This window comes from Enterobacter roggenkampii, assembly GCF_001729805.1.
Classification (GTDB): domain Bacteria; phylum Pseudomonadota; class Gammaproteobacteria; order Enterobacterales; family Enterobacteriaceae; genus Enterobacter; species Enterobacter roggenkampii.
Genome location: NZ_CP017184.1, coordinates 3,365,978 through 3,389,614, shown reverse-complemented (window position 1 = coordinate 3,389,614; position 23,637 = coordinate 3,365,978). Strand labels below are relative to the sequence as shown.

General features: G+C 54.8%; 20 protein-coding genes and 6 tRNA genes. 11 read left to right on the top strand and 15 right to left on the bottom strand.

The genetic code is table 11. From position 1 onward, the window contains the following. Positions 1-10 precede the first annotated feature (10 nt). Positions 11-772 (bottom strand): sulfate transporter CysZ, encoded by a 762-nt coding sequence (cysZ, locus tag BFV67_RS15920; protein ID WP_008501602.1) that lies wholly within the window; start codon positions 770-772, stop codon positions 11-13. A gap of 230 nt (positions 773-1,002) precedes the next feature. On the opposite strand from cysZ, the gene zipA reads away from it, so the two are divergent. The 3 genes from zipA to BFV67_RS15905 all read left to right on the top strand — a co-directional run bounded on the left by zipA (position 1,003) and on the right by BFV67_RS15905 (position 4,288). Further along, positions 1,003-1,986 (top strand): cell division protein ZipA, encoded by a 984-nt coding sequence (gene zipA, locus BFV67_RS15915; protein ID WP_021241791.1) that lies wholly within the window; start codon positions 1,003-1,005, stop codon positions 1,984-1,986. A gap of 69 nt (positions 1,987-2,055) precedes the next feature. Next, positions 2,056-4,071, top strand: coding sequence for an NAD-dependent DNA ligase LigA (ligA, locus tag BFV67_RS15910; protein WP_069598650.1), 2,016 nt, complete (start codon positions 2,056-2,058; stop codon positions 4,069-4,071). A 1-nt stretch (position 4,072) separates the two neighbouring features. Then, a complete protein-coding gene (locus BFV67_RS15905; RefSeq protein ID WP_003861328.1) occupies positions 4,073-4,288 on the top strand; it encodes a DUF3820 family protein in 216 nt (71 codons plus the stop codon). On the opposite strand, the gene BFV67_RS15900 is transcribed toward BFV67_RS15905, so the two are convergent. After that, positions 4,285-5,280 carry a bile acid:sodium symporter family protein gene (locus tag BFV67_RS15900; protein WP_069598649.1) on the bottom strand — a complete coding sequence of 332 codons (996 nt, stop codon included), beginning with the start codon at positions 5,278-5,280 and terminating at the stop codon, positions 4,285-4,287. The two genes, BFV67_RS15905 and BFV67_RS15900, sit on opposite strands and share 4 nt — an antisense overlap. Positions 5,281-5,369: 89 nt before the next feature. Between BFV67_RS15900 and BFV67_RS15895 the strand changes: the two genes are divergently transcribed. After that, positions 5,370-6,305 (top strand): LysR family transcriptional regulator, encoded by a 936-nt coding sequence (locus tag BFV67_RS15895; RefSeq protein ID WP_069598648.1) that lies wholly within the window; start codon positions 5,370-5,372, stop codon positions 6,303-6,305. On the opposite strand, the gene BFV67_RS15890 is transcribed toward BFV67_RS15895, so the two are convergent. From BFV67_RS15890 to BFV67_RS15870, 5 genes are all read right to left on the bottom strand, one after another. Further along, complete coding sequence (locus tag BFV67_RS15890) at positions 6,302-6,640, bottom strand: FlxA-like family protein (protein ID WP_025912773.1); 339 nt, start codon at positions 6,638-6,640, stop codon at positions 6,302-6,304. The two genes, BFV67_RS15895 and BFV67_RS15890, sit on opposite strands and share 4 nt — an antisense overlap. A 126-nt stretch (positions 6,641-6,766) precedes the next feature. Then, positions 6,767-6,842, bottom strand: a tRNA-Lys gene (locus tag BFV67_RS15885). Between the two features lie 4 nt (positions 6,843-6,846). After that, positions 6,847-6,922 (bottom strand) — tRNA-Val (locus tag BFV67_RS15880). Positions 6,923-6,951: 29 nt separating this feature from the next. Then, a tRNA-Val gene (locus BFV67_RS15875) sits at positions 6,952-7,027 on the bottom strand. A gap of 41 nt (positions 7,028-7,068) precedes the next feature. Continuing rightward, positions 7,069-7,144: transfer RNA gene (locus tag BFV67_RS15870), tRNA-Val, on the bottom strand. Positions 7,145-7,402: 258 nt separating this feature from the next. Here BFV67_RS15870 and gltX point away from each other — a divergent pair. Next, on the top strand, positions 7,403-8,818 hold the full coding sequence (gltX, locus tag BFV67_RS15865) for a glutamate--tRNA ligase (RefSeq protein WP_008501595.1): 1,416 nt from the start codon (positions 7,403-7,405) through the stop codon (positions 8,816-8,818). A 44-nt stretch (positions 8,819-8,862) separates the two neighbouring features. Here gltX and BFV67_RS15860 read toward each other — a convergent pair whose 3' ends face one another. Together BFV67_RS15860 and BFV67_RS15855 are read right to left on the bottom strand one after the other, a co-directional pair. Further along, positions 8,863-9,255: a YfeC-like transcriptional regulator gene (locus BFV67_RS15860; protein WP_045372679.1), complete on the bottom strand. Its 393-nt coding sequence runs from the start codon at positions 9,253-9,255 to the stop codon at positions 8,863-8,865. A 1-nt stretch (position 9,256) separates the two neighbouring features. Beyond that, positions 9,257-9,619, bottom strand: a complete 363-nt coding sequence (locus BFV67_RS15855; RefSeq protein WP_008501593.1) for a YfeC-like transcriptional regulator — start codon at positions 9,617-9,619, stop codon at positions 9,257-9,259. A 217-nt stretch (positions 9,620-9,836) separates the two neighbouring features. Here BFV67_RS15855 and BFV67_RS15850 point away from each other — a divergent pair. From BFV67_RS15850 to BFV67_RS15840, 3 genes are all read left to right on the top strand, one after another. Then, positions 9,837-9,912, top strand: a tRNA-Ala gene (locus tag BFV67_RS15850). Between the two features lie 41 nt (positions 9,913-9,953). Next, positions 9,954-10,029 (top strand) — tRNA-Ala (locus BFV67_RS15845). Between the two features lie 215 nt (positions 10,030-10,244). Then, positions 10,245-12,434 (top strand): sensor domain-containing phosphodiesterase, encoded by a 2,190-nt coding sequence (locus tag BFV67_RS15840; protein ID WP_069598647.1) that lies wholly within the window; start codon positions 10,245-10,247, stop codon positions 12,432-12,434. Between the two features lie 44 nt (positions 12,435-12,478). Here the strand turns inward: BFV67_RS15840 and BFV67_RS15835 are convergent, their stop codons facing one another. Further along, the gene (locus tag BFV67_RS15835; protein WP_008501591.1) at positions 12,479-13,666 is read right to left on the bottom strand and encodes a NupC/NupG family nucleoside CNT transporter; all 1,188 of its coding nucleotides are present in this window, start codon (positions 13,664-13,666) and stop codon (positions 12,479-12,481) included. A 348-nt stretch (positions 13,667-14,014) separates the two neighbouring features. Here BFV67_RS15835 and BFV67_RS15830 point away from each other — a divergent pair, with 348 nt between their 5' ends. Beyond that, positions 14,015-15,253 (top strand): Nramp family divalent metal transporter, encoded by a 1,239-nt coding sequence (locus BFV67_RS15830; RefSeq protein ID WP_008501590.1) that lies wholly within the window; start codon positions 14,015-14,017, stop codon positions 15,251-15,253. A 32-nt stretch (positions 15,254-15,285) separates the two neighbouring features. Here BFV67_RS15830 and BFV67_RS15825 read toward each other — a convergent pair whose 3' ends face one another. Then, the gene (locus BFV67_RS15825; RefSeq protein WP_008501589.1) at positions 15,286-15,627 is read right to left on the bottom strand and encodes a DUF2502 domain-containing protein; all 342 of its coding nucleotides are present in this window, start codon (positions 15,625-15,627) and stop codon (positions 15,286-15,288) included. A 127-nt stretch (positions 15,628-15,754) separates the two neighbouring features. Next, positions 15,755-16,753: an L-glyceraldehyde 3-phosphate reductase gene (gene mgrA, locus BFV67_RS15820; protein ID WP_069598646.1), complete on the bottom strand. Its 999-nt coding sequence runs from the start codon at positions 16,751-16,753 to the stop codon at positions 15,755-15,757. A gap of 185 nt (positions 16,754-16,938) precedes the next feature. Here mgrA and ipdC point away from each other — a divergent pair, with 185 nt between their 5' ends. Then, positions 16,939-18,597: an indolepyruvate decarboxylase gene (ipdC, locus tag BFV67_RS15815; protein ID WP_021241783.1), complete on the top strand. Its 1,659-nt coding sequence runs from the start codon at positions 16,939-16,941 to the stop codon at positions 18,595-18,597. Here ipdC and BFV67_RS15810 read toward each other — a convergent pair whose 3' ends face one another. Beyond that, on the bottom strand, positions 18,598-19,833 hold the full coding sequence (locus BFV67_RS15810; protein WP_008501586.1) for an ion channel protein: 1,236 nt from the start codon (positions 19,831-19,833) through the stop codon (positions 18,598-18,600). It abuts the gene before it with no gap. A gap of 205 nt (positions 19,834-20,038) precedes the next feature. Between BFV67_RS15810 and glk the strand changes: the two genes are divergently transcribed. Continuing rightward, positions 20,039-21,004: a glucokinase gene (gene glk, locus BFV67_RS15805; protein WP_008501585.1), complete on the top strand. Its 966-nt coding sequence runs from the start codon at positions 20,039-20,041 to the stop codon at positions 21,002-21,004. Positions 21,005-21,039: 35 nt separating this feature from the next. Here glk and BFV67_RS15800 read toward each other — a convergent pair whose 3' ends face one another. Both BFV67_RS15800 and BFV67_RS15795 read right to left on the bottom strand, forming a co-directional pair. After that, complete coding sequence (locus BFV67_RS15800) at positions 21,040-21,771, bottom strand: LytR/AlgR family response regulator transcription factor (RefSeq protein ID WP_021241782.1); 732 nt, start codon at positions 21,769-21,771, stop codon at positions 21,040-21,042. 3 nt (positions 21,772-21,774) lie between these two features. Then, entirely contained in the window at positions 21,775-23,481 is a 1,707-nt protein-coding gene (locus BFV67_RS15795) for a sensor histidine kinase (protein WP_032667591.1), read from the bottom strand. Positions 23,482-23,637: the final 156 nt, after the last annotated feature.

The window sequence follows — 23,637 nt, the reverse complement described above, 5'->3', positions numbered from 1 at the left end:
CATTTTTGCATTATTTCCATAACGCGTGCTTAGCACGGTAGCAGTCGACCCACATGGCGGTCGCGCCGCAAACGGCAACCGGCATGATGAACAGATTCAGGAACGGAATCATGGTGAACAGGCTGGTCAGCGCGCCAAACTGCATATTGGCGATCTTCTGGCTGCGCAGGGCGGTGCGCATCTCTTTAAACGGCACCTTGTGGTTATCGAACGGATAGTCGCAGTACTGGATGGCCAGCATCCAGGCGCTGAACAGGAACCACAGCACCGGTGCCACCGTCTGGCCAATGCCGGGCACAAAATAGAGGATAAGCAGCACAACCGCGCGGGGCAGGTACCAGGCAAACTTCTGCCATTCACGCTTCATAATGCGAGGGAGGTCTTTCATGATCCCCAGGATGCCCGTGTCCGGCGGTGTTGCGCCGGTAAGGCGCGCTTCCAGCTGTTCCGCCAGCAAACCGTTAAACGGCGCGGCTATCCAGTTGGCAATCGTCGAGAAGAAGTAGCCAAATACCAGCAAAACGGAGATCACCGCCACCGGCCAGAGCAGGTAGTTAAGCCACTGCAGCCAGTCCGGCACGTAGCTCATCAGCGATGGGATCCAGCTTTCCAGTTTTGTGAACAGCCACCAGAACGCGCCGCCCATCAGAATAATGTTGATCAACAGCGGCAGAATGACGAAGCGTCGAATACCCGGCAGAGAGACCAGTTTCCAGCCCTGAGAAAAATACCAGACGCCGCTGCGCGGGGGAGAAGAAGATGTTGAAACCATAGCCAGGCTGTACTCCTTTTTACACAACCAGTGGAATTGCCCGACTATATTATCCACTTACGGACCAATGACCAGTTCGGAAATGTTCGAAAAACCAGCAAAAAGCACGATTTCCTTCATCTTTATGCTGTGAATGCTCTGCACACACTTGCACTTGACGTAAACGGCAAATACTCTTAGTGAGTAAATGTTTGCCGTGGTGGCAAGGTGTTAGAACAACAGAGAATATAATGATGCAGGATTTGCGTCTGATATTAATCATTGTTGGCGCGATCGCCATAATCGCTTTACTGGTACATGGTTTCTGGACCAGCCGTAAAGAGCGTTCCTCGATGTTTCGCGATCGCCCACTGAAGCGCATGAAGTCCAGTCGTGACGACGATGACAGTGAAGATGACATCGATGGAAGCGACGATGACGGCGTGGGTGAAGTTCGTGTTCATCGGGTCAATACTGCGCCCGGCGTAGGCCATGGGGAGCATGAAGCACCTCGTCCTTCGCAGCACCAGTATCAACCGCCGTATGCTTCTGCACAGCCGCGCCAGCCAGCGCCACAGCCAGTGGAAGAACCGGTGCGCCAGCCGCCGCAACAGCCTGTGTATCAGCAGCCTGCTGCGCCACAGCCGGTTCAACAGCAACCCGTGCAGCAGCCTGTGCAACAGCAGCCTGCGCAACCGGTACATCAACCGCAGCAGCCTGTTCATGTTCAACCTGCGCCGCAGCCCGCTCCGGCCCCGCACGTTGAGCCTGAGCCCGTTGTAGAGCCAGAGCCGGTTGTTGAAAAACCGCAGCGTAAAGAAGCGGTGATCATCATGAACGTGGCCGCCCATCACGGCAGCCATCTGAACGGTGACGTACTGCTGAACAGTATTCAACAGGCCGGCTTCAAGTTTGGTGATATGAATATCTTCCATCGTCACCTGAGCCCGGACGGTAGCGGCCCGGCGCTATTTAGCCTGGCCAATATGGTTAACCCTGGCACATTCGACCCAGAAATGACGGGCGATTTCGTGACGCCGGGTGTCACTATCTTTATGCAGGTGCCGTCCTACGGCGACGAACTGCAGAACTTTAAGCTGATGCTGCAATCCGCTCAGCACATCGCTGACGAAGTGGGTGGTGTGGTGCTCGACGATCAGCGTCGCATGATGACCCCGCAGAAGCTGCGTGAGTATCAGGACCGCATCCGCGAAGTTAAGGAAGCCAACGCGTAACCGACGCGTTATCTTAAACTCCTCCTCAACCCCCGCATGTCGGGGGTTTTTTCTCATTGATGGTGTGATATGGACTCAATCGAACAACAACTCACTGAACTGCGAACCACGCTTCGCCATCATGAATATCTCTATCATGTTATGGACGCGCCGGAAGTCCCGGATGCGGAGTATGACCGTCTGATGCGCGAGCTGCGCGAATTAGAAGCGCAGCACCCGGAGCTTATCACACCGGATTCCCCCACCCAGCGCGTCGGCGCTGAGCCGCTGGGCGCTTTCAGCCAGGTGCGTCATGAAGTACCGATGCTGTCGCTGGATAACGTCTTCGATGAAGAGAGCTTTCTCGCGTTTAACAAGCGCGTGCAGGATCGCCTGAAAAGCAGCGACGCTCTCACCTGGTGCTGCGAACTGAAGCTGGATGGCCTGGCGGTCAGTCTTCTCTATGAAAACGGCGTGCTGGTGCGTGCCGCGACGCGTGGCGACGGTACGACGGGCGAAGACATCACCACCAACGTGCGTACCATCCGCGCGATCCCGCTGAAGCTGCAGGGTGACAATATTCCTGCACGTCTGGAAGTGCGCGGCGAGGTGTTTCTGCCCCAGGCGGGCTTCGAGAAAATTAACGAAGAGGCACGTCGCACCGGCGGTAAGGTGTTTGCTAACCCGCGTAACGCGGCGGCGGGCTCGCTGCGCCAGCTTGATCCGCGCATCACCGCGAAGCGACCGCTTACTTTCTTCTGCTACGGCGTCGGTATTCTGGAGGGCGGCGAGCTGCCGGATACCCATCTCGGGCGTCTGCTGCAGTTTAAGGCGTGGGGCCTGCCGGTGAGCAACCGCGTTCAGCTCTGCGACTCGCCGGAAGCGGTGCTGGCGTTCTACCACAAGGTGGAAGCGGACCGTCCGACGCTCGGCTTTGATATTGATGGCGTGGTCATCAAGGTGAACTCGCTGGCGCTGCAGGAGCAGCTGGGCTTTGTGGCGCGCGCGCCGCGCTGGGCGGTGGCGTTTAAGTTCCCGGCTCAGGAGCAGATGACCTTCGTCCGCGACGTGGAGTTCCAGGTGGGACGTACGGGGGCCATTACGCCGGTCGCTCGTCTGGAGCCCGTACAGGTGGCCGGCGTGCTGGTGAGTAACGCCACGCTGCATAACGCCGATGAAATCGACCGCCTGGGTCTGCGTGTTGGTGACAAAGTGGTAATTCGCCGCGCGGGGGACGTGATCCCGCAGGTGGTTAACGTCGTGGAGTCAGAGCGTCCTGACGATACGCGCGAGGTTGTCTTCCCGACCCATTGCCCGGTGTGCGGCTCGGACGTTGAGCGCGTAGAAGGTGAAGCGGTGGCACGCTGTACGGGCGGCTTAATCTGTGGCGCGCAGCGTAAAGAGTCGCTAAAGCACTTCGTCTCCCGTCGCGCAATGGACGTTGACGGCATGGGCGACAAGATTATCGATCAGCTGGTTGAGAAAGAGTACGTCCACACGCCAGCGGATCTCTTCAGGCTGACCGCAGGTAAACTAACCGGTCTGGATCGCATGGGGCCAAAGTCAGCCCAGAACGTGGTTAACGCGCTGGAAGCGGCAAAAGAGACCACCTTCGCCCGTTTCCTTTATGCGCTGGGCATTCGTGAAGTGGGTGAAGCGACGGCAGCAGGGCTGGCGGCGTACTTTAGTACGCTGGAGGCGCTGGAAAAGGCAAGCATTGAGGAGCTACAGAAAGTTCCGGATGTCGGTATCGTCGTCGCCACGCACGTCTTTAACTTCTTTGCTGAAGAGAGCAACCGTGAGGTCATCGGCCAACTGCTGGCAGAGGGCATCAAATGGCCTGCGCCGGTCGTCGTCAACGCCGAAGAGATCGACAGCCCGTTCGCCGGTAAAACGGTAGTGCTGACCGGCAGCCTGAGCCAGCTATCCCGTGATGATGCAAAGGCACGTCTGGTGGCGCTGGGAGCCAAAGTGGCGGGCAGCGTGTCGAAGAAAACCGACCTGGTGATCGCCGGGGAGGCCGCCGGTTCCAAGCTGGCGAAAGCCCAGGAGCTGGGGATTGAGGTTATCGACGAAGCGGAAATGATGCGTCTGTTAGGAGAGTAACGTGGAGAAAGAGCAGCTCGTTGAGATCGCCAATACGGAGATGCCGTTCGGTAAATACAAGGGCCGCAGGCTGATTGATTTGCCGGAGGAGTATCTGCTGTGGTTTGCCCGTAAGGATGAATTCCCGGCAGGGCGACTGGGCGAGCTGATGGCTATCACGTTACTGATCAAAACCGAGGGGCTGACCCAGCTGGTGCAGCCCCTGAAACGTCCTTAAGCCTTCGCGGCGCGGGTCCCTTCCTGCGCCAGTTTTTCGGTCTGGCGCTTGTAGCGACGCGCCAGCACTGCGCAGACCATCAGCTGGATCTGATGGAAAATCATCAGCGGCAGCACCATCATCCCAATCATTGAGGTCGGGAACAGAATGTTGGCCATCGGGATGCCGTTCGCGAGGCTCTTCTTGGAACCGCAGAACACAATCGTAATTTCATCCGCTTTGTTGAAGCCGCACTTGCGTGCCACAAAGACGTTAACGGCAATCACGATCGCCAGCAGGACAATGCTGACCACCACGATAAACAGCAGCGAGCCTGCCCCCACCTTATGCCAGATCCCGTTCACGACCGCTTCGCTGAAGGCGGAGTAAACCACCAGCAGAATCGAGGTCTGGTCGGTTTTTGAGATCCACTTTTTGTGCTTCGCCACAAACGCCCCGGTCCACGGGCGGGAGAGATGGCCCAGGACAAACGGCAGCAGCAGCTGCAGACAGATTTTACCCACCTGCTCAAGGTTACCTTCCGCACCATGCATGTTCATCAGCAGGCCTACCAGCAGCGGCGAGACGAAAATTCCCAGCAGGCTGGATGCCGATGCCGAGCAGACCGCGGCCGCCACGTTCCCGCCCGCGAGAGAGGTAAAGGCAATGGCGGACTGCACCGTGGCCGGCAGAATACAGAGGTACAGGAAACCGGTGTAGAGCGCAGGGTCAACGTTAACCGGCGCCCACCAGGCAAACAGCACCCCGAGGATGGGGAACAGAATGAACGTGCTGCACATCACCCAGAGGTGCAGCCGCCAGTGGCTACCGCCCGCAATTATCGCTTCACGGGACAGCTTCGCGCCGTGCATAAAAAACAGCAGTGCAATGGCGGCCGTCGTCAGCCCTTCAAAGAACGGAACGAACCCGCCGCGAGCGGGAAAGAACGAGGCCAGTAAAACGGTAACGACCAGGGTGAGCGTAAACGGATCAACAATACGAAATAGTTTCATAATGACTCCTGAAAACAGATGTCGCTATTGTGCTTTTTTCCATTTGAGAAATAAAATTGATTTATTGCATCCATTCATGAATTAAACAGATGAATTATTCCTTACGCCAGCTCCGCATTTTCGTTACCGTCGCCAATGCCCGCAGCTTTAGCCGGGCAGGGGAGATGATTGGCCTGAGCCAGTCGGCGGTCAGCCACAGCGTGAAAGAACTGGAAAATCAGACCGGCGTCCGGTTGCTTGACCGCACCACGCGCGAAGTGGTGTTGACCGAAGCCGGGCAGCAGCTTGCTCTTCGCCTTGAACGGCTGCTGGATGAGCTGAACAGCACGCTCAGAGACGTGGGGAGGCTGGGGCAGCAGCTTTCGGGTACCGTGCGGGTCGCGGCCAGCCAGACGATATCTGCACACCTTATCCCGCAGTGTATTGCCGAGGGGAACCATCGCTACCCGGACATTGACTTTGTGCTGCATGACCGGCCACAGCAGTGGGTACTGGAGAGCATCCGCCAGGGGGATGTCGATTTTGGTATTGTTATCGATCCCGGCCAGGTGAGCGATCTGGAGTGCGAAAGCGTACTTTCGGAGCCCTTTTTGCTGCTCTGCCGTGACGACGATCCGCTGGCCGCGTTGCCTGACGTCAGGTGGCAGTCACTGCAGGGCGCAAACCTGGTTTTACAAGATTATGCCTCGGGCAGCCGCCCGCTGATTGATTCCGCACTGGTGAATCAGGGGGTAAAGGCAGCGATCGTGCAGGAGATTGGTCACCCGGCAACGCTGTTTCCCATGGTGGAAGCCGGGATCGGCATCAGCGTGTTGCCCGCCCTGGCGCTTCCCCTGCCTCAGGGAAGTCGACTGGCTGTGAAGCGGTTGACGCCCGTTGTTGAACGAAAGCTAATGCTGGTGCGGCGAAAAAATCGTTCACTCTCGGGGGCGGCGCAGGCTATCTGGGAAGTGGTGCGTATCCAGGCACAGCGATTGACCGAGGCCCGCATACGCGATCCACTGTTTAACGCTTCAGAAGATTAGATGTAGATATCAATCTGATTATTATCTGATGGGCTATTCACACCTTCCACTTTGCCCAATTTTTGATCCTGCTTTTTCTGGGCCTCTTCGGCCTGCTGGCGCTGCAGTGCGGCGAGCTGCGCCTGAAGCACTTTGATCTGGGTCTGAATCAGTTCCTGCTGCTTTTTCTTTTCATCCGTGCTGCCGGGACTGTTCGCCAGCTCTTTTAGCTGCTGAGTTAGCTTTTTGATCTTATCGAGAATGCGGCTGATTTGCGCGGCGATATCGTTACTGCTGGAAGTACCGCTCCCGCCGCTGGTTTGAATAGGTTGGGTTGATGCCTGAATGGTCGTCATACTTTTTCCTCGCGTTATAAAACAGAGGTATCGGCACCGACGGGATTAGCTTGAGGAAAATGCGGCAGGTTCACATTTTTTATTTCGCAGATAGCAAAAAAGCGCCTTTAGGGCGCTTTTTTACATTGGTGGGTCGTGCAGGATTCGAACCTGCGACCAATTGATTAAAAGTCAACTGCTCTACCAACTGAGCTAACGACCCGAAATGGTGGGCGATGACGGGCTCGAACCGCCGACCCCCTCCGTGTAAAGGAGATGCTCTACCAACTGAGCTAATCGCCCATTTCGGAACTGCTGCGATAAGATGAGAATGGTGGGCGATGACGGGCTCGAACCGCCGACCCCCTCCGTGTAAAGGAGATGCTCTACCAACTGAGCTAATCGCCCAATCTCAATCTTTATCTACACTGCGAGTCTACCGAAGTAGATGGTGGGTGATGACGGGCTCGAACCGCCGACCCCCTCCGTGTAAAGGAGATGCTCTACCAACTGAGCTAATCACCCCCGCTGTGTGGAGTCGCATTATAGGGAGAGTTGAAAATGAGTCAACGCATTTTCTAAAGTTTTTATTCGTTCGTCGTAAAATTAAGCAAAACGATCGCGAAACGGGCAGTGGCGCATGATTTCTAAACAAAAATCGCAAACTCGGGTCCGATTCAGGGAACAACATTGAGGAATCGCCGCACAGTGATAGAATATTGCCCATTGTTTTTTCCCCAGGATTTGCCGATTGCCGGCATCTTTATAACGTAAGGCCATTTCATGAAAATCAAAACTCGCTTCGCGCCGAGCCCGACAGGCTATCTGCACGTCGGTGGTGCACGTACCGCTCTCTATTCCTGGCTTTTCGCACGCCACAACAAAGGTGAGTTCGTGCTGCGTATTGAAGACACCGATCTTGAGCGCTCCACGCCAGAAGCAATTGAAGCCATTATGGATGGGATGAACTGGCTGAACCTGGAATGGGATGAAGGTCCCTACTTCCAGACCAAACGCTTTGACCGCTATAACGCCGTCATTGATGAGATGCTGGTCGCGGGCACGGCGTATAAGTGCTACTGCTCCAAAGAGCGTCTGGATGCGCTGCGTGAAGAGCAGATGGCGAACGGTGAAAAGCCGCGTTATGACGGCCGCTGCCGCCACGACCACAGCGAGCATGCTGCAGATGAGCCTTGCGTTGTGCGTTTTGCTAACCCGCAAGAGGGGTCTGTGATCTTTGACGATCAGATCCGTGGCCCGATCGAATTCAGCAACCAGGAGCTCGACGATCTGATCATCCGTCGTACCGATGGTTCTCCAACCTACAACTTCTGCGTGGTGGTGGACGACTGGGATATGGAAATTACCCACGTTGTGCGCGGTGAAGACCATATCAACAACACGCCACGTCAGATCAACATCCTGAAGGCGCTGAACGCCCCTGTGCCTGTCTATGCCCACGTCTCCATGATCAACGGCGACGACGGGAAAAAGCTGTCTAAACGTCACGGTGCGGTGAGCGTGATGCAGTATCGCGACGACGGCTATCTGCCAGAAGCGCTGCTGAACTATCTGGTGCGTCTGGGCTGGGCTCACGGTGACCAGGAGATCTTCAGCCGCGAAGAGATGATCGAACTGTTCTCTCTGAGCTCTGTCAGCAAATCCGCCAGCGCGTTTAACACCGACAAGCTCCAGTGGCTGAACCATCACTACATTAATACCATGCCGCCAGAATATGTGGCGACGTATCTGCAGTGGCACATTGAGCAGGCAAATATTGATACCCGCACAGGCCCTGAGCTGGCGGATCTGGTGAAACTGCTCGGCGAGCGCTGCAAAACGCTGAAAGAGATTGCTGAAAGCTGCCGCTACTTCTATGAAGAGTTTGATGCGTTTGATGCGGACGCCGCGAAGAAACACCTTCGCCCGGTTGCGCGTCAGCCGCTGGAAGTGGTGCGTGACAAGCTGGCTGCCATTACCGAGTGGACCGCAGAGAATGTGCATCACGCCATTCAGGCGACGGCGGACGAGCTGGAAGTCGGCATGGGTAAAGTCGGTATGCCACTGCGCGTTGCGGTGACCGGTGCGGGTCAGTCTCCGGCGCTGGACGTAACGGTTCATGCTATCGGCAAATCACGCAGCGTAGCGCGCATTAACAAGGCTCTGGACTTTATCGCTGAACGAGAAAATCAGCAGTAATAACGTCTCAGATAAAACAAACGGCAGGGGAACCTGCCGTTTTTTTATGCTTCTTCTTCTGCAATACCCAGACGCTTAAGAAAGCCGTGAATGCCTTCGCGCTTCAGGAAGGTGTCCAGACGCTTCTGCTCTGCTGCAGTCATACTCTCCAGCGTCTCAATTATGCCCGGAAACAGGTTTGCAGAGGGGGCATTGTAGGCGGAGGTGGCCTCCGCGAGATGGTATACCGCCTGACGGTTGCGAATCGCCGGGAGACTCATAATGTGTTCCTTCACGCGCGCATCGACATGAATGAGCCGCGCGCGGCCGCCTTTCACGCCGTTGAGTCCTTCTGTTTTCCAGCCCTGCTGGCGAACCCAGCGATTAACCGTTTGCCTGGCAACGCCCAAACTCTCCGCCAGCTCTTCCGTGGTCATTTTGCTCCGTAATTTTTTCATATCAGTCCCGATCGCGAATCCCTAAACGTTGCAACAATCCGGTGATCCCTTCCCGCAATAACAGCGATGTCATCTGTTTCTGCTCTTCCGGCGTCATTTCATCAGCCAGCGTCAGGAGTAGGGTGTGAAGCGAACTGTTATGGCTGGTACCTTCTGCCATATCGGACGTTTCGCTTGCCCGACGTGCGCTGCGGATAAAGTCGCGGACTTTTTCGTTCACATGTACCAGTCGCGCTTTCCCGCCCTGAACGCCAGGTTTTGGTGACGTAATCCAACCCTCTTTGCGTACCCATTTATTGATGGTCTGTCGGCTATAGCCAGTGAGCAGGGCTAACTCTTCTGGCGTCATTCGTTCCTTGATCATGCAATTTCCTGAATATCAGTGGGGTTAATTAACGGCTCATTTTATAGCACCGTTTTACATGAAAACGTGACAGGCTTAACTCCTGATTACGAGCACGCTCGCAAAGCGATTCATTTGCATGATTTTTCGGCGATCGAACGGCGGTCATTGATTTTGCCGTTGACACTCCGCAGCGGAATTCATATTATGCCGCCCGTCAACATGACAGCTTTACGATGGGGCTATAGCTCAGCTGGGAGAGCGCTTGCATGGCATGCAAGAGGTCAGCGGTTCGATCCCGCTTAGCTCCACCAAACTCTGAACCCAACAGAGTGCGGTCAGTAAAGTCACATGTGGGGCTATAGCTCAGCTGGGAGAGCGCTTGCATGGCATGCAAGAGGTCAGCGGTTCGATCCCGCTTAGCTCCACCAAAATTGTAAACCCTCGTCAAATGACGAGGGTTTTTTTTATCTGTTTGTAACGCCCGTCACTGGTTTTTGTTATCAAAAAGAAGGTATTCCCATACCTCACCTCAATCGAAATCAATAAACGTGTCTATAAATAGACTTGAACTTGATTCGTGCAATTAATAAACCTATTATCCATCCGGTCAATGATTCAGACGGATAATATACTCATCAGCTTAATGAATAGAAAAACGTACAATAATGTAAAGATATTTATAATTGCCCTGACACTTTGTCTGATTGCGGTACCTGTCTCCCGTTATCTCTCTCCACGCGCAATTGTTAATGGTCATGACGTTTATTTAGCATGGCTGCCGCTCAGCGTGATGCTGGCGGTAATTCTGCTATTTGGGCGCAGGGCTATTCTTCCCATTTTGTTAGGTTTTACTGTCACTAATTTATTCTATATTAATTTAGCACTGCTACAATATTCAGTTTTGCTGTTCTGTCAGACCTTTGCGTTGTTCGCGGCCTGCGGTCTGCTACGCCTCATGCTGGGCAAGCGCTGGCGCCACTCCATCCCTAACAAGCACATCGGGCTACGTATATTCTGGCTCGGTTTTATTGTGCCATTTGGTATTAAGCTGTCGATGTATATGGCAGGCTATTTGTTTGATTTTCCGGTGACTATCTCAACCTATTTCGGCGAAGGAACGGTAATTTATAATGTTGTGGATATTCAAAGCCTGATATGTGCGGGGCTGATTTTTACCATGATGTTCTATTACCCATTAAGAATGATAATTAATCCTCGTTATGCCGTCACCTTCTGGCGGCGAAGCGTGAAGCCCGTGTTTTATCACAAGAATCCATTATATATTTTTGTCTGGCTGATGCTTTTAGGCGCCATTCTCATCATTTTATGTGGTCCTTTTGAATCACCGGTCATTGCGGGCTATTTGATGCCGCTGATTTTTATTCTTTTTACCCTGGCAATAAGCCGCCTGACCTATGCGTTGATTTCTCTGCTGTGGGCCACCTCAGCGCTCCTGCTGTTGACCTACAACTACAACTTCCTGAACGGGGTCGAATCGGGCCATTCACTCTCCTTTATCCTCTCCGTGCTGATTTCTTTCGCTATCTGCTTGCTTTACATGTCGCGCATTTACCAGCGCAGCGAGTGGCTGAAGCGGGGCTGGCAGGGCAGGGCGCTTACCGATCCCCTTACCGGTTTGCCCAATATTCGTGCGCTGGAAGATTATCTTGAGATTCACCCGGATGCCAAAGTGTGCATTCTGCGCATGGATAACCTGGAGTTTTTGAGCCGCCACTACGGGATTATCATGCGGGTCCACTGCAAACGTACGATCGCCACGTCGCTACAGCCACTTTTGCAGAAAGATGAGACGCTCTTCCAGCTTCCGGGAAGCGAACTGGTGCTGGTATTACTGGGGCCGGGAACCGCCGAGCGGCTCCAGCATATGGTCGATCGGCTGAACAGCCGTAAGATTTTCTGGAACAACACCGGGCTGGATATTGAATTTGGCGCATCCTGGGGAATGGTCGAAAACGGCGAAAAGCTGCATCACACGCTGGGACAGCTGAGCTGGCTGGCAGAGCAGGCCTGCGGAGAGCAAAACGTTCTCGCGCTCACGAATAGCCTTGAGGCGGCATCAGGACAAACGACAGAGCGTGTCCTGATGCTGGCGCGGATTAAGCATGCCCTTGAGGCGGGGCAGTTCCATTTATACGCGCAACCGATCCAGAAGGCGGACGGGAGCGGGTATTACGAAATCCTGGCGCGTATGGAGAGCGAGGGCGAGATCTTCACCCCTGACCGCTTTATTCCGCTGATTGCCCAGTTCAACCTCAGCCATCGGTTTGATATGTGCATTATGGAGAAATTACTGCTGTGGCTGCGCGATCACCCTTCAACACAGGCTGGCACCCGTTTCTCCGTCAATCTGATGCCGCTCACGCTGATGCAAAAAGAGGTGGCGACTGAGATTTGCGCGCTGTTTGAACGGTACGGCGTGGCACCTCAGGCCGTCGTGATTGAGATCACCGAGGAGCAGGCTTTTTCAAATTCAGGCACAAGTATCAACAATATTCAGCAGCTGCGGGATTACGGTTTCCGAATTGCCATAGATGATTTTGGTACTGGCTACGCCAACTACGAGCGCCTCAGACGCCTGCAGGCGGACATCATTAAAATTGACGGCTGCTTTGTGAAAGACATTTGTACAGACGACATGGATGCAATGATCGTCCAGTCGATGTGTAATCTGGCGAAGGCGAAATCGCTGTGCGTCGTCGCGGAATACGTCGAAACGCCGGCCCAGCGGGAGATGCTGCTTTGCTTTGGTGTGGATTACCTGCAGGGATACCTGATAGGCAAACCCAAACCGCTGGAAGAATTGCGGGCATAAAAAAACCGGGAGCCTGGCTCCCGGTTTTTGTTTAACGGTAAACGTTACAGAACCAGTGCCGCGATAGATGCGGACAGGACGCTCACCAGCGTAGAGCCGTAAACCAGCTTCAGGCCAAAGCGAGAAACCACGTTACCCTGCTCTTCGTTCAGACCCTTAATCGCACCGGCGATGATACCGATAGACGAGAAGTTCGCGAAGGAGACCAGGAACACGGACAGAATACCTTCCGCGCGTGGAGAAAGCGTGCTGGCAATTTTCTGCAGATCCATCATCGCAACGAATTCGTTAGAAACCAGTTTGGTTGCCATGATACTGCCCACCTGCAGCGCTTCGTGAGCCGGAACACCCATCACCCATGCAACTGGGTAGAAGATGTAGCCCAGAATGCCCTGGAAGGAGATACCCAGCACCGCGGCGAACAGGGCGTTCAGTGCAGAAATCAGCGCAATGAAGCCGATCAGCATGGCGGCAACGATAATCGCGACTTTGAAACCGGCCAGGATGTATTCACCCAGCATTTCGAAGAAGCTCTGGCCTTCGTGCAGGTTAGACATCTGGATGTTCTCTTCGCTGGCGTCAACGCGGTACGGGTTGATCAGCGACAGAACGATAAAGGTGCTGAACATGTTCAGTACCAGCGCAGCCACCACGTATTTTGGTTCCAGCATGGTCATATACGCGCCCACGATAGACATGGAAACGGTAGACATTGCGGTTGCCGCCATGGTGTACATACGGTTGCGGGACATCTTGCCGAGAATATCTTTATACGCGATGAAGTTCTCAGACTGACCGAGGATCAGGGAACTGACGGCGTTGAAGGATTCCAGCTTACCCATGCCGTTCACTTTGGATAACAGGAAACCAATTCCACGAATCACGAACGGCAGAACGCGGATGTGCTGCAGAATACCGATCAGCGCGGAGATGAAGACGATAGGGCAGAGAACCTTCAGGAAGAAGAACGCCAGACCTTCGTCGTTCATTTTACCGAAGACAAAGTTGGTCCCTTCATTGGCGAACCCGAGCAGTTTTTCGAACATTTCGGAGAAGCCTTTCACGAAGCCGAGGCCTACGTTGGAGTTCAGGAAGAACCACGCAAGTAAAACTTCAATGACCAGCAGTTGGACAACATAACGAATACGAATTTTTTTGCGGTCTGTGCTGACCAGCAATGCGAGTGCAGTAACGACAACAAGTGCCAGGACAAAATGAAGGACGCGGTCCATATTTGCTCCAAATATGAGGCAGGTTTAATTTTCGTGCACATTCTATGTAACAAGCGAAAAGAAAACGAGATCGAGGACACACTATAGTTACATCCTGTGACGAGTCTCAAAAATAGTGATCCACAATACATTTTTGTTATGTTAGGTAAATGAGTGAAAAGTTAAGTTTGTGTGCTAGTCTTCACAAAAGCATGCGCGATTTCAGTTTCAGTTAGATCGCCCCACTTACCCGCCCGTCTATCGTTCAAAGCTATCAGAGAAATCACTGCAAACTTCATAAATGATCTTGATAATCATTCTCATTTTGATAGCATTAAACATAGCAAAGGCTATATTTCAGAGGCAGAAATGACAAACAGTCGCGTAGAGGGTAGCAGTGGCAGAGCAGCGCGCAAGTTGCGGTTCGCATTAATGGGACCTGCGTTCATCGCTGCCATTGGTTATATCGATCCAGGTAACTTTGCGACCAATATTCAGGCCGGGGCCAGCTTCGGCTATAAGCTGCTCTGGGTGGTCGTCTGGGCAAACCTGATGGCGATGCTGATTCAGATGCTCTCCGCAAAGCTGGGGATTGCGACGGGCAAAAACCTGGCGGAGCAAATTCGCGACCATTATCCGCGTCCCGCGGTCTGGCTCTACTGGGTTCAGGCTGAAATCATCGCCATGGCCACTGACCTTGCTGAATTTATTGGCGCAGCGATTGGCTTTAAGCTGATTCTGGGTGTGTCGCTGTTGCAGGGGGCGGTCCTCACCGGGATTGCCACGTTCCTGATCCTGATGCTGCAGCGTCGGGGTCAAAAGCCGCTGGAGAAGGTCATTGGCGGTCTGCTGCTGTTTGTCGCGGCGGCCTATATCGTTGAGCTAATCTTCTCACAGCCGAATCTGGCGCAGCTCGGTAAAGGAATGGCGATCCCAAGCCTGCCGACCTCGGAAGCGGTGTTCCTGGCCGCCGGGGTGCTGGGGGCGACCATCATGCCGCATGTGATCTATCTCCACTCCTCGCTGACTCAGCATCTCCACGGTGGGACGCGTAAAGAACGTTACTCCGCCACCAAGTGGGACGTGGCGATCGCCATGACCATCGCGGGGTTTGTCAATCTGGCGATGATGGCTACTGCAGCCGCAGCTTTCCACTTTAACGGTCATACCGGTATTGCCGATCTCGACCAGGCGTATCTCACGCTGGAGCCGTTGCTGAGCCATGCTGCCGCCACGATATTTGGCCTTAGCCTGGTGGCTGCTGGTCTCTCTTCTACGGTGGTGGGTACGCTGGCAGGCCAGGTGGTGATGCAGGGGTTTGTCCGGTTCCATATTCCGCTGTGGGTTCGTCGTTCCGTCACCATGCTGCCGTCATTTGTGGTGATTCTGATGGGGCTCGACCCAACGCGAATTCTGGTCATGAGCCAGGTGCTGCTGAGTTTTGGTATTGCGCTGGCGCTGGTGCCGCTGCTGATCTTTACCAGCAACAAAACCCTGATGGGCGAGCTGGTCAACTCAACGCTGGTGAAACGAACCGGGTGGGCCATCGTGGTGGTGGTCGTTGCGCTGAACCTGTGGTTGTTAGTGGGAACCGCGCTGGGTCTTTAACAAAAAAAGGAGCCGTGGAGGCTCCTTTTTGATTAGTGATGATGGCCGTGACCATGACCTTTGCCGCGACCCCAGCCGCCGCGACGGTCGTCACGATCGTTCCAGCCTTCACGGTAACCGCGCTCATAGGCGCTGTCTTTATACCAGCCGCGGTGTCTGCCGTTATCATGTTTCCACCAGCGATCGCCGCGCCACTCATAGTGACGATGCCAGTAATCACGGTCGCGCCAGTAGCCACCGTCCCAGTATCTGCCGTAGTCGTCACGATCGCCAATTTGTAATTTTACTGATGGCAACAGGGTGATTTCGCCCGCAGTGGCGATCAGCGGCGCCGAAGCCAGTAATACCGCTGCAAGAATCAGTGACCTGAACATACTCTTTCTCCTTCACGATCGGGGCCTTTGTTGGGCCTGTTAACGCAATTTTACGAGTTGGTAAAGCGTCGTATCATCGCCTCAACTCCGAATTCCTGGGTGAGAGCACTTTTTGCTAAAAGTGATGTTATATTGAGCTGCCCAGGATCGCGTCTATACGGGCCAACTCTTCCGCAGAGAAATGGCGGTTTGCCAGCATCCCTACGGCGTCATCAATCTGAGCCGCTTTACTTGCCCCAATCAGCACCGACGTCACTTCCTCATGGCGTAATACCCAGGCCAGCGCCATCTGGGACAGCTTCTGGCCGCGGCTTTCTGCCAGGGCATTCAGCTTCCTGACTTTCTCCAGCTTCTCTTCGGTGAGCTGATCGGGTTTAAGGAACTGACTGCCGCTTGCCGCGCGTGAGTCTGCGGGTATGCCGTTCAGATAGCGATTGGTCAGTTGCCCGCCGGCCAGCGGCGAGAAGGGAATACAGCCGACTCCTTTTTCCTGCAACACGTCCAGCAGCCCCGCTTCCGGCGCACGTTCAAAGAGGGAGTATTTCGGCTGGTGGATCAGGCAGGGCGTCCCGAGGTCATTAAGGATATCAATCGCCTGGCGAGCCAGAACAGACGGGTAGTTGGATAATCCGACATACAAAGCCTTCCCCTGACGCACCACATGGTCAAGCGCTTTCATGGTTTCCTGCAGCGGCGTTTCCGGATCTGGCCGGTGATGATAGAAGATATCCACATACTCCAGCCCCGTGCGCTTCAGGCTTTGATCGAGGCTTGCCAGCAGATATTTACGTGACCCCCAGTCGCCGTAAGGCCCCTCCCACATGGTATAACCCGCTTTGGTGGAGATGATTAGCTCGTCGCGCCAGGGCAGGAAATCCTCCTGCAAAATACGTCCGAAATTACGTTCGGCCGATCCGGGGGGCGGGCCATAGTTGTTGGCAAGGTCGAAATGTGTAATGCCCAGATTGAACGCACGCTGTAAAAGTTGACGGCTGTTTTCGATAAGGGCGGTGTCACCAAAGTTATGCCACAGCCCAAGCGAGATGGCAGGCAACCTGAGTCCGCTTCGCCCGCAGCGGCGATACTCCATTGTCCTGTAACGATTTTTGTCCGGCTGATAACCCATTTTCGTGACCTCTGGTGCTGAAGTGAAAAATCAGTGTATGCGTTTACATTTTCGTGAAAAAAAGCAGCATAGCGCAGCCTTTTTTGTAAAGCATTCTTTCCATGCCCTTCTTATCACCAATTCTGGACAGCCATCACGCTTATTTAATACTCAAGGTGAGGTCAACATTAGAAGGATACCTGTTCATGCGTACCCCATACTGCGTCGCCGATTACCTGCTGGACCGTCTTACTGATTGTGGAGCCGATCATCTGTTTGGCGTGCCGGGCGACTATAACCTGCAGTTTCTCGACCATGTGATAGACAGCCCGGATATCTGCTGGGTGGGCTGTGCCAACGAGTTAAACGCTTCTTATGCCGCTGACGGATACGCCCGATGTAAGGGCTTTGCCGCGCTGCTGACGACATTTGGCGTAGGAGAGTTAAGCGCCATGAACGGCATTGCGGGCAGCTTCGCCGAGCACGTTCCGGTCTTGCATATTGTAGGGGCACCGGGTACGGCATCACAGCAAAGAGGGGAGCTGCTGCACCACACGCTTGGCGACGGTGAGTTTCGTCATTTTTATCATATGAGCGAGCCGATCACTGCTGCACAGGCGATCCTGACCGAACAAAACGCCTGTTATGAAATCGACCGGGTGTTAACGACAATGCTCCGGGAGCGTCGCCCCGGCTATCTGATGTTGCCTGCCGACGTGGCAAAAAAGGCCGCCACTCCCCCTGTAAACGCTCTCACGCTCAGGCATCCACATGCCGATAGTGCCTGCCTGAAAGCGTTCCGGGACGCCGCAGAAAACAAGCTTGCCAGGAGCAAGCGTACTGCGCTGCTGGCCGATTTCCTTGTCCTGCGCCACGGCCTGAAGCATGCGCTACAAAAATGGGTCAAAGACGTGCCGATGGCACACGCCACCATGCTTATGGGCAAAGGGATATTTGACGAACGTCACGCCGGATTTTATGGCACCTACAGCGGTTCAGCGAGCGCCGGTGCGGTAAAAGAGGCGATTGAAGGGGCGGATACCGTACTGTGCATCGGCACGCGATTTACCGATACCCTGACCGCCGGCTTCACGCATCAGCTCACCCCGGCACAAACGATAGAAGTTCAGCCTCATGCCTCACGCGTAGGTGATCTTTGGTTTACCGGCATCCCTATGCTTCAGGCAATCGAAACGCTGGTGGAACTGTGCAAACAGCACGTGCACGAGACACCCGCGCAGTCTTCTCAAAGCGCGATGGCCTACCCGCAGCCGGATGGCTCGCTGACGCAGGCGAATTTCTGGCAAACGTTGCAGACATTTATTCGTCCGGGAGACATCATTCTTGCGGATCAGGGCACCTCGGCCTTCGGCGCGATCGACCTTCGTCTGCCGGCTGACGTGAATTTTATCGTCCAGCCGCTGTGGGGATCGATTGGCTATACGCTGGCGGCAGCATTTGGCGCGCAAACGGCCTGCCCGAACCGGCGCGTGATTGTCCTGACGGGGGATGGCGCGGCGCAACTTACTATCCAGGAGCTTGGCTCGATGCTGCGGGATAAACAACACCCCATCATTCTGGTCCTGAACAACGAAGGGTACACGGTGGAAAGAGCGATCCACGGGCCTGAGCAGCGTTACAACGACATTGCGCTATGGAACTGGACGCAAATCCCGCAGGCCCTGAGCCTTGATCCTCAGGCCCAGTGCTGGCGGGTCAGTGAAGCGGAGCAGCTGGCGGACGTCCTTGAGAAAGTGGCACACCACGAGCGGCTCTCACTGATTGAGGTGATGCTGCCGAAAGCCGATATCCCTCCGCTGCTGGGGGCGATCACCAAAGCGCTGGAAGCGCGCAACAGCGCCTGATTATTTGTCGTTTCGCCAGGCCATCATCATCGGTTTGCCCGCCAGCAGGAGCCAGGCGGGCAACATCACGATGCAAAGTAACGGGATGAGGGTGGTATCCGGTACCACCACGGCGGCCATGAAGAGGCTCAGCCAGGCATCGCGCGTGACCACCAGCACCAGCCCCAGAATCGAGCAGGAAACGGTAATCGCAGCCGGAACGGCATCGACATGCTCGTGCAGCATCAGCCCCAGCGCGACGCCGACAAAGACCGCCGGGAAGATGCGTCCACCGCGGAAACCGCAGGCGGCCGCCACCACCAGCGCTGCCAGCTTGATCACGGCAAACAGCAGATAGTCGGAGACGCTGAACACCTGGCTGAAGGCCAGCTGCTGCATCTCGTCCAGTCCTTTAAACAGCGTCACCGGCCCGCCGATCGTACCTAAAATACCCAGAATCAAACCGCCAGCCCCCAGAATCAGCACCGGGTGTTTGAGTCTGTGCATCAGCCGGTGCAGGCGTGGAAGACACCATACTGCCACCATGCCCAGCGCAATGGCGATGGCGGCGACGATGGCACCGCTGAAAATATCGGCGATTTGCATCTGGCCGTAGTGGGGGAGAGAGAGTGAAAAATGGGGATGGAAAAACAGGCTGGTCGTCAACGCTCCGGCGGCTGCGGCCATCAGTGGGGCAAAGAGCTTGTCCCAGAGTGGGACATCGTTGTTACTGCTGAGCGTCTGAGAAAAGATCAGTGCCGCCGCAACGGGCGTGCCGAAGAGCGCCCCGATGGTGCCTGCGGAGGCGAGAATGGTCCAGTCCAGCGCGCCAACGCGGGGCAAAATGCGTGAACCAAGAAAAACCGCCAGGCCAATGTTCACGGCCATAATCGGATGCTCAGGTCCCAGACTAACGCCGCCGGCCAGACCGATAATCAGCGCAATGATTAGCCCTGGCAACGCCGAGGGGGCTACCGGGGCACCGATCAACGGTTCTAGTGCCGGATCGGGGCCGGCATGGCCGGGACTAAAACGGATCACCAGGCCCACCGCAATACCGGTTAACGTCAGCATCCCAACGATCCACGCAGGAGAGTCAGCGGTGACGCCCAGCCCTGCAGGAAGCGCGTTCCATAATAGTGTTTGCAGCACCGACGCGACTTTCATCACGACAATAAGGACCAGACTTGAAACCACGCCTATGATGAGCGCCGGAATTGCCAGCAACAGCATGGTTCTGGCTCGCGGGTGAAGCATGATGATTTCCTTGTACAAAACGGTATTACGTTACTTTGCACATTAAGCCTTATGGCAATAGTGCAAAAGGTGCTGAAACGGTAAAGTTATTCTGTGACGAAGATCGATAATCCATGGGCATTCACCTTCCGGTCGTTGTTGTTATCACGCCTTGAATTTACAGTGTCCCAAAGATTTATTCTGACTTTAGCGGAGCAGTAGAAGAATGACAAAGTATGCTTTGGTAGGCGATGTGGGCGGCACGAATGCGCGCCTTGCATTATGCGATGTAAATAGCGGTGAAATTTCCCGGGCGAAAACCTATTCCGGTCTCGATTATCCAAGCCTTGAGGCCGTTGTCCGCGTCTATCTGGAGGAGCATCAGATAAGCGTCGAAGATGGCTGCATCGCCATTGCCTGCCCGATAACCGGCGACTGGGTCGCCATGACCAACCATACCTGGGCATTCTCCATCGCCGAGATGAAAAAAAACCTCGGCTTTGCGCATCTTGAAATCATCAATGACTTTACCGCGGTGTCCATGGCGATCCCGATGCTGAAGCCTGAGCATCTGATCCAGTTTGGCGGCGCTGAACCGGTCGAAGGCAAGCCGATTGCGGTTTACGGGGCCGGTACCGGGCTGGGCGTTTCACATCTGGTGCATGTCGCTCAGCGCTGGGTGAGCCTGCCGGGTGAAGGTGGTCACGTGGACTTTGCGCCAAACAGCGAAGAAGAGGGCATTATCCTCGAAGAATTACGCGCGGAGATCGGCCACGTCTCCGCCGAGCGCGTGCTGTCAGGACCGGGGCTGGTGAACCTGTACCGGGCGATTGTGAAATCGGACGGTCGTCTGCCGGAAAATCTGCAGCCGAAAGACGTCACCGAACGCGCGCTGGCGGACAGCTGCATTGACTGCCGTCGTGCCCTGTCGCTGTTCTGCGTGATCATGGGGCGCTTCGGCGGCAATCTGGCGCTGACGCTGGGTACCTTCGGAGGCGTTTATATCGCGGGCGGAATTGTGCCGCGCTTCCTGGAGTTCTTTAAAGCCTCCGGCTTCCGCGGCGGGTTTGAGGATAAAGGGCGCTTCAGAAGCTACGTGCAGGACATTCCGGTTTATCTGATCGTGCATGATAATCCAGGCCTGCTGGGGTCGGGTGCCCACCTGCGTCAGGTTCTCGGTCAAATCCTCTGACGCATAGCCCTCTCCCGCAGGAGAGGGCTTTTTCGTTACAAGTGCATGAGCTGGCGGAATTCTTTCACCTTGCTGCGGCTCACCGGCACCTGAAAATCCAGATCCTTCAGACGCAAAATATAGGTGTTGTTAAACCACGGTTCGATCTCGCGGATCTTGTTTAAATTGACGCAGAACGAGCGGTGGCAGCGGAAAAAGTGCGACGCAGGCAGCTTGCTGCAAAACTCGGTGATGTTCATCGCCATCACGTAAGATTCCCGCCGCGTATAGACAAACGTCATCTTTTCATGGGCTTCGGCATAGTAGATATCATTGACCGGCGTCACGATGATGCGCTCATCTTTGACCAGATTAATGGTGTCGTTTTCCCGTACCGTTGGGCTGGCGTTTGCAGGGGCGGTCTGCTGCTGCCACGCGGCCTCCAGCTTTTGCAGCATGCTGACAATCCGCGACTCCTGGTAAGGCTTAAGGATATAGTCAAATGCCTCCAGCTCGAAGGCCTCTACGGCGTGCTCTTTCCAGGCGGTCACGAACACAATAAACGGCTTATGGGCAAACTGATTGATGTTTTGCGCCAGCAATACGCCATCCAGCGACGGAATATTGATGTCCAGGAAGATGGCATCGACCCGGTTATGCTGCAGAAACTTCAGCACGTCCAGACCGTCATCAAAGGTACCCACAATTTCCATCTGGCTGTGGGTGTTGATAAGCCAGGTTAGCTCCTGTTGAGCCAGAATTTCATCTTCTACGATGATGACTTTCATGGGTTACTCCACCTGGGGCAACAGTGATGTTGCCGAATGAACGGGAGAGCGCTCGTTCGGGACGTAAAACGCAATTTCGGTGCCCGGTTCAAGACGCTGAATATTCAGCCCGTCGCCGTAAAGCAGCTTGACCCGGTGGTGCACGTTCAGCAGGCCGATTTTATTTCCGGGCATCTCGTTAGACTCCACCCGCTCAATGACTTTAGGATCAATTCCGTGGCCGGTATCGCGCACGGCAATACGTACGCGGTTGCCGCTTTCGGTGACGCTGATGGTGACGACGCCTTTGCCTTTACACGGCTGAATGCCGTGAACAATCGCGTTTTCGACCAGCGGCTGGATAAGCAGGCTTGGGATCACGCAGTTGACCTCTTCATCAATATCGTAAATGACCGTGAGCTTGTCACCAAAGCGCGCCTGCTCAATCGCGATGTAGTCTTTAATCTGATACAGCTCTTTTTTGATGTCGATCTGCTCGTCATCTTTCAGCTCGATGTTGTAGCGCAGATAGCGCGACAGGTTAAAAATCAGCTGGCGCGCGGTGTCCGGATTAAGACGAATGGACGAGGAGATCGCGTTCAGCGCGTTAAACAGGAAATGGGGATTGATTTTGCTCTGCAGCGCGCGCAGCTCTGCCTTATTTGCCATCTCACGCAGTTGTTCCGCCCGGGATACTTCCAGCTGGGTGGAGATAATCTGCGACAGGCCGATGGCCATCTCCTGCAGCGTGGAGGTGATCTGATGCGCGTGGCAGTAATAAATTTTCAGCGTGCCCGTCACGACGCCTTTCTCCCACAGCGGAATCACCAGCATGGAGTGGATTTCCGGCGTTCGGTGGGCTTCATCATTGTTTTTAATAATGATTTTACCGTAGTTAATGGCCTGTCGGGTGGTTGGGCTGATGGTGTCATCATTATCGCGATAGTTGTGCTCCCCGACGCCAACGTAGGCCAGCACGTGGTCAATATTGGTGATGGCGACGGCGTCAGCGTGGATGTCATGGCGAATGATTTCGCAGACCTGACGCAACGACTCCGCGTTAACGTGGCGGAAGAGAGGCAGCGTTTTGTTGGCGATATCCAGCGCCAGCTTGGCCTGACGGGCGGCGCTGGCCTCTTTTTCCCCTTCAACGCTTTGCACCAGCAGCACGATAAAGCCGATGCACACGCTGCCCAGGATCATCGGAATACCGATTTTCGAGACGATATCCAGCCCAAGTTCGGTGGTCGGGGCCCAGACGACGACCAGGATCATGGTCAGCGTTTCGCACACCATGCCCGCCACGATCCCGGCGCGCCAGCGCTGTTTTTTCGGGATTTTGCGGCTGATCCAGCCGGAGAGCACCCCGGCAATAATGCTGGTGATAAAGCAGGGCACCGCCGTGACGCCTCCGATGTCAATCAGGTAGCGATGGGTTCCGGCAATCACGCCGGTGATGACACCCACCCACGGGCCAAACAAAATTCCGCCGGACATCACGGCGATAATGCGCACGTTAACCAGCGAACCCTCTACCGGCACGCCAGACCAGGTGCTGAACAGGGCGAACAGCGAAAAGATGGCGGTAACGGCCAGCAGCTCTTTTGGCGAGTGTGCGGATTTGTGCAATAGCTCGCGAAACAGGCGAATGCGAATGAGGAAAAACAGGCAAATCAGCATTAATGCCGCACGGTCAAAAACCGCCAGCAGCATAGTGAATATTTCGTGCACGAGTAGACCTGGGAAAACGGGAAAGAACCATGATAAAAAACCTGACGCGTGTTGACCAGCTATCCGTCAGGTTTATCAAATGAGGAAAAACCATAATTTCTAAAGGGGATTGTCTGTCGGTAACGGACACGTCCTGATTTTTTATAGCCTGCGTAT

Excerpts from the sequence above, each read along its gene's own strand:
- cysZ (WP_008501602.1), bottom strand. The coding sequence starts at position 772 with ATGGTTTCAACATCTTCTTCTCCCCCGCGCAGCGGCGTCTGGTATTTT.
- zipA (WP_021241791.1), top strand. The coding sequence starts at position 1,003 with ATGATGCAGGATTTGCGTCTGATATTAATCATTGTTGGCGCGATCGCC.
- ligA (WP_069598650.1), top strand. The coding sequence starts at position 2,056 with ATGGACTCAATCGAACAACAACTCACTGAACTGCGAACCACGCTTCGC.
- BFV67_RS15900 (WP_069598649.1), bottom strand. The coding sequence starts at position 5,280 with ATGAAACTATTTCGTATTGTTGATCCGTTTACGCTCACCCTGGTCGTT.
- BFV67_RS15895 (WP_069598648.1), top strand. The coding sequence starts at position 5,370 with ATGAATTATTCCTTACGCCAGCTCCGCATTTTCGTTACCGTCGCCAAT.
- BFV67_RS15890 (WP_025912773.1), bottom strand. The coding sequence starts at position 6,640 with ATGACGACCATTCAGGCATCAACCCAACCTATTCAAACCAGCGGCGGG.
- gltX (WP_008501595.1), top strand. The coding sequence starts at position 7,403 with ATGAAAATCAAAACTCGCTTCGCGCCGAGCCCGACAGGCTATCTGCAC.
- BFV67_RS15860 (WP_045372679.1), bottom strand. The coding sequence starts at position 9,255 with ATGAAAAAATTACGGAGCAAAATGACCACGGAAGAGCTGGCGGAGAGT.
- BFV67_RS15855 (WP_008501593.1), bottom strand. The coding sequence starts at position 9,619 with ATGATCAAGGAACGAATGACGCCAGAAGAGTTAGCCCTGCTCACTGGC.
- BFV67_RS15840 (WP_069598647.1), top strand. The coding sequence starts at position 10,245 with ATGAATAGAAAAACGTACAATAATGTAAAGATATTTATAATTGCCCTG.
- BFV67_RS15835 (WP_008501591.1), bottom strand. The coding sequence starts at position 13,666 with ATGGACCGCGTCCTTCATTTTGTCCTGGCACTTGTTGTCGTTACTGCA.
- BFV67_RS15830 (WP_008501590.1), top strand. The coding sequence starts at position 14,015 with ATGACAAACAGTCGCGTAGAGGGTAGCAGTGGCAGAGCAGCGCGCAAG.
- BFV67_RS15825 (WP_008501589.1), bottom strand. The coding sequence starts at position 15,627 with ATGTTCAGGTCACTGATTCTTGCAGCGGTATTACTGGCTTCGGCGCCG.
- mgrA (WP_069598646.1), bottom strand. The coding sequence starts at position 16,753 with ATGGGTTATCAGCCGGACAAAAATCGTTACAGGACAATGGAGTATCGC.
- ipdC (WP_021241783.1), top strand. The coding sequence starts at position 16,939 with ATGCGTACCCCATACTGCGTCGCCGATTACCTGCTGGACCGTCTTACT.
- BFV67_RS15810 (WP_008501586.1), bottom strand. The coding sequence starts at position 19,833 with ATGCTTCACCCGCGAGCCAGAACCATGCTGTTGCTGGCAATTCCGGCG.
- glk (WP_008501585.1), top strand. The coding sequence starts at position 20,039 with ATGACAAAGTATGCTTTGGTAGGCGATGTGGGCGGCACGAATGCGCGC.
- BFV67_RS15800 (WP_021241782.1), bottom strand. The coding sequence starts at position 21,771 with ATGAAAGTCATCATCGTAGAAGATGAAATTCTGGCTCAACAGGAGCTA.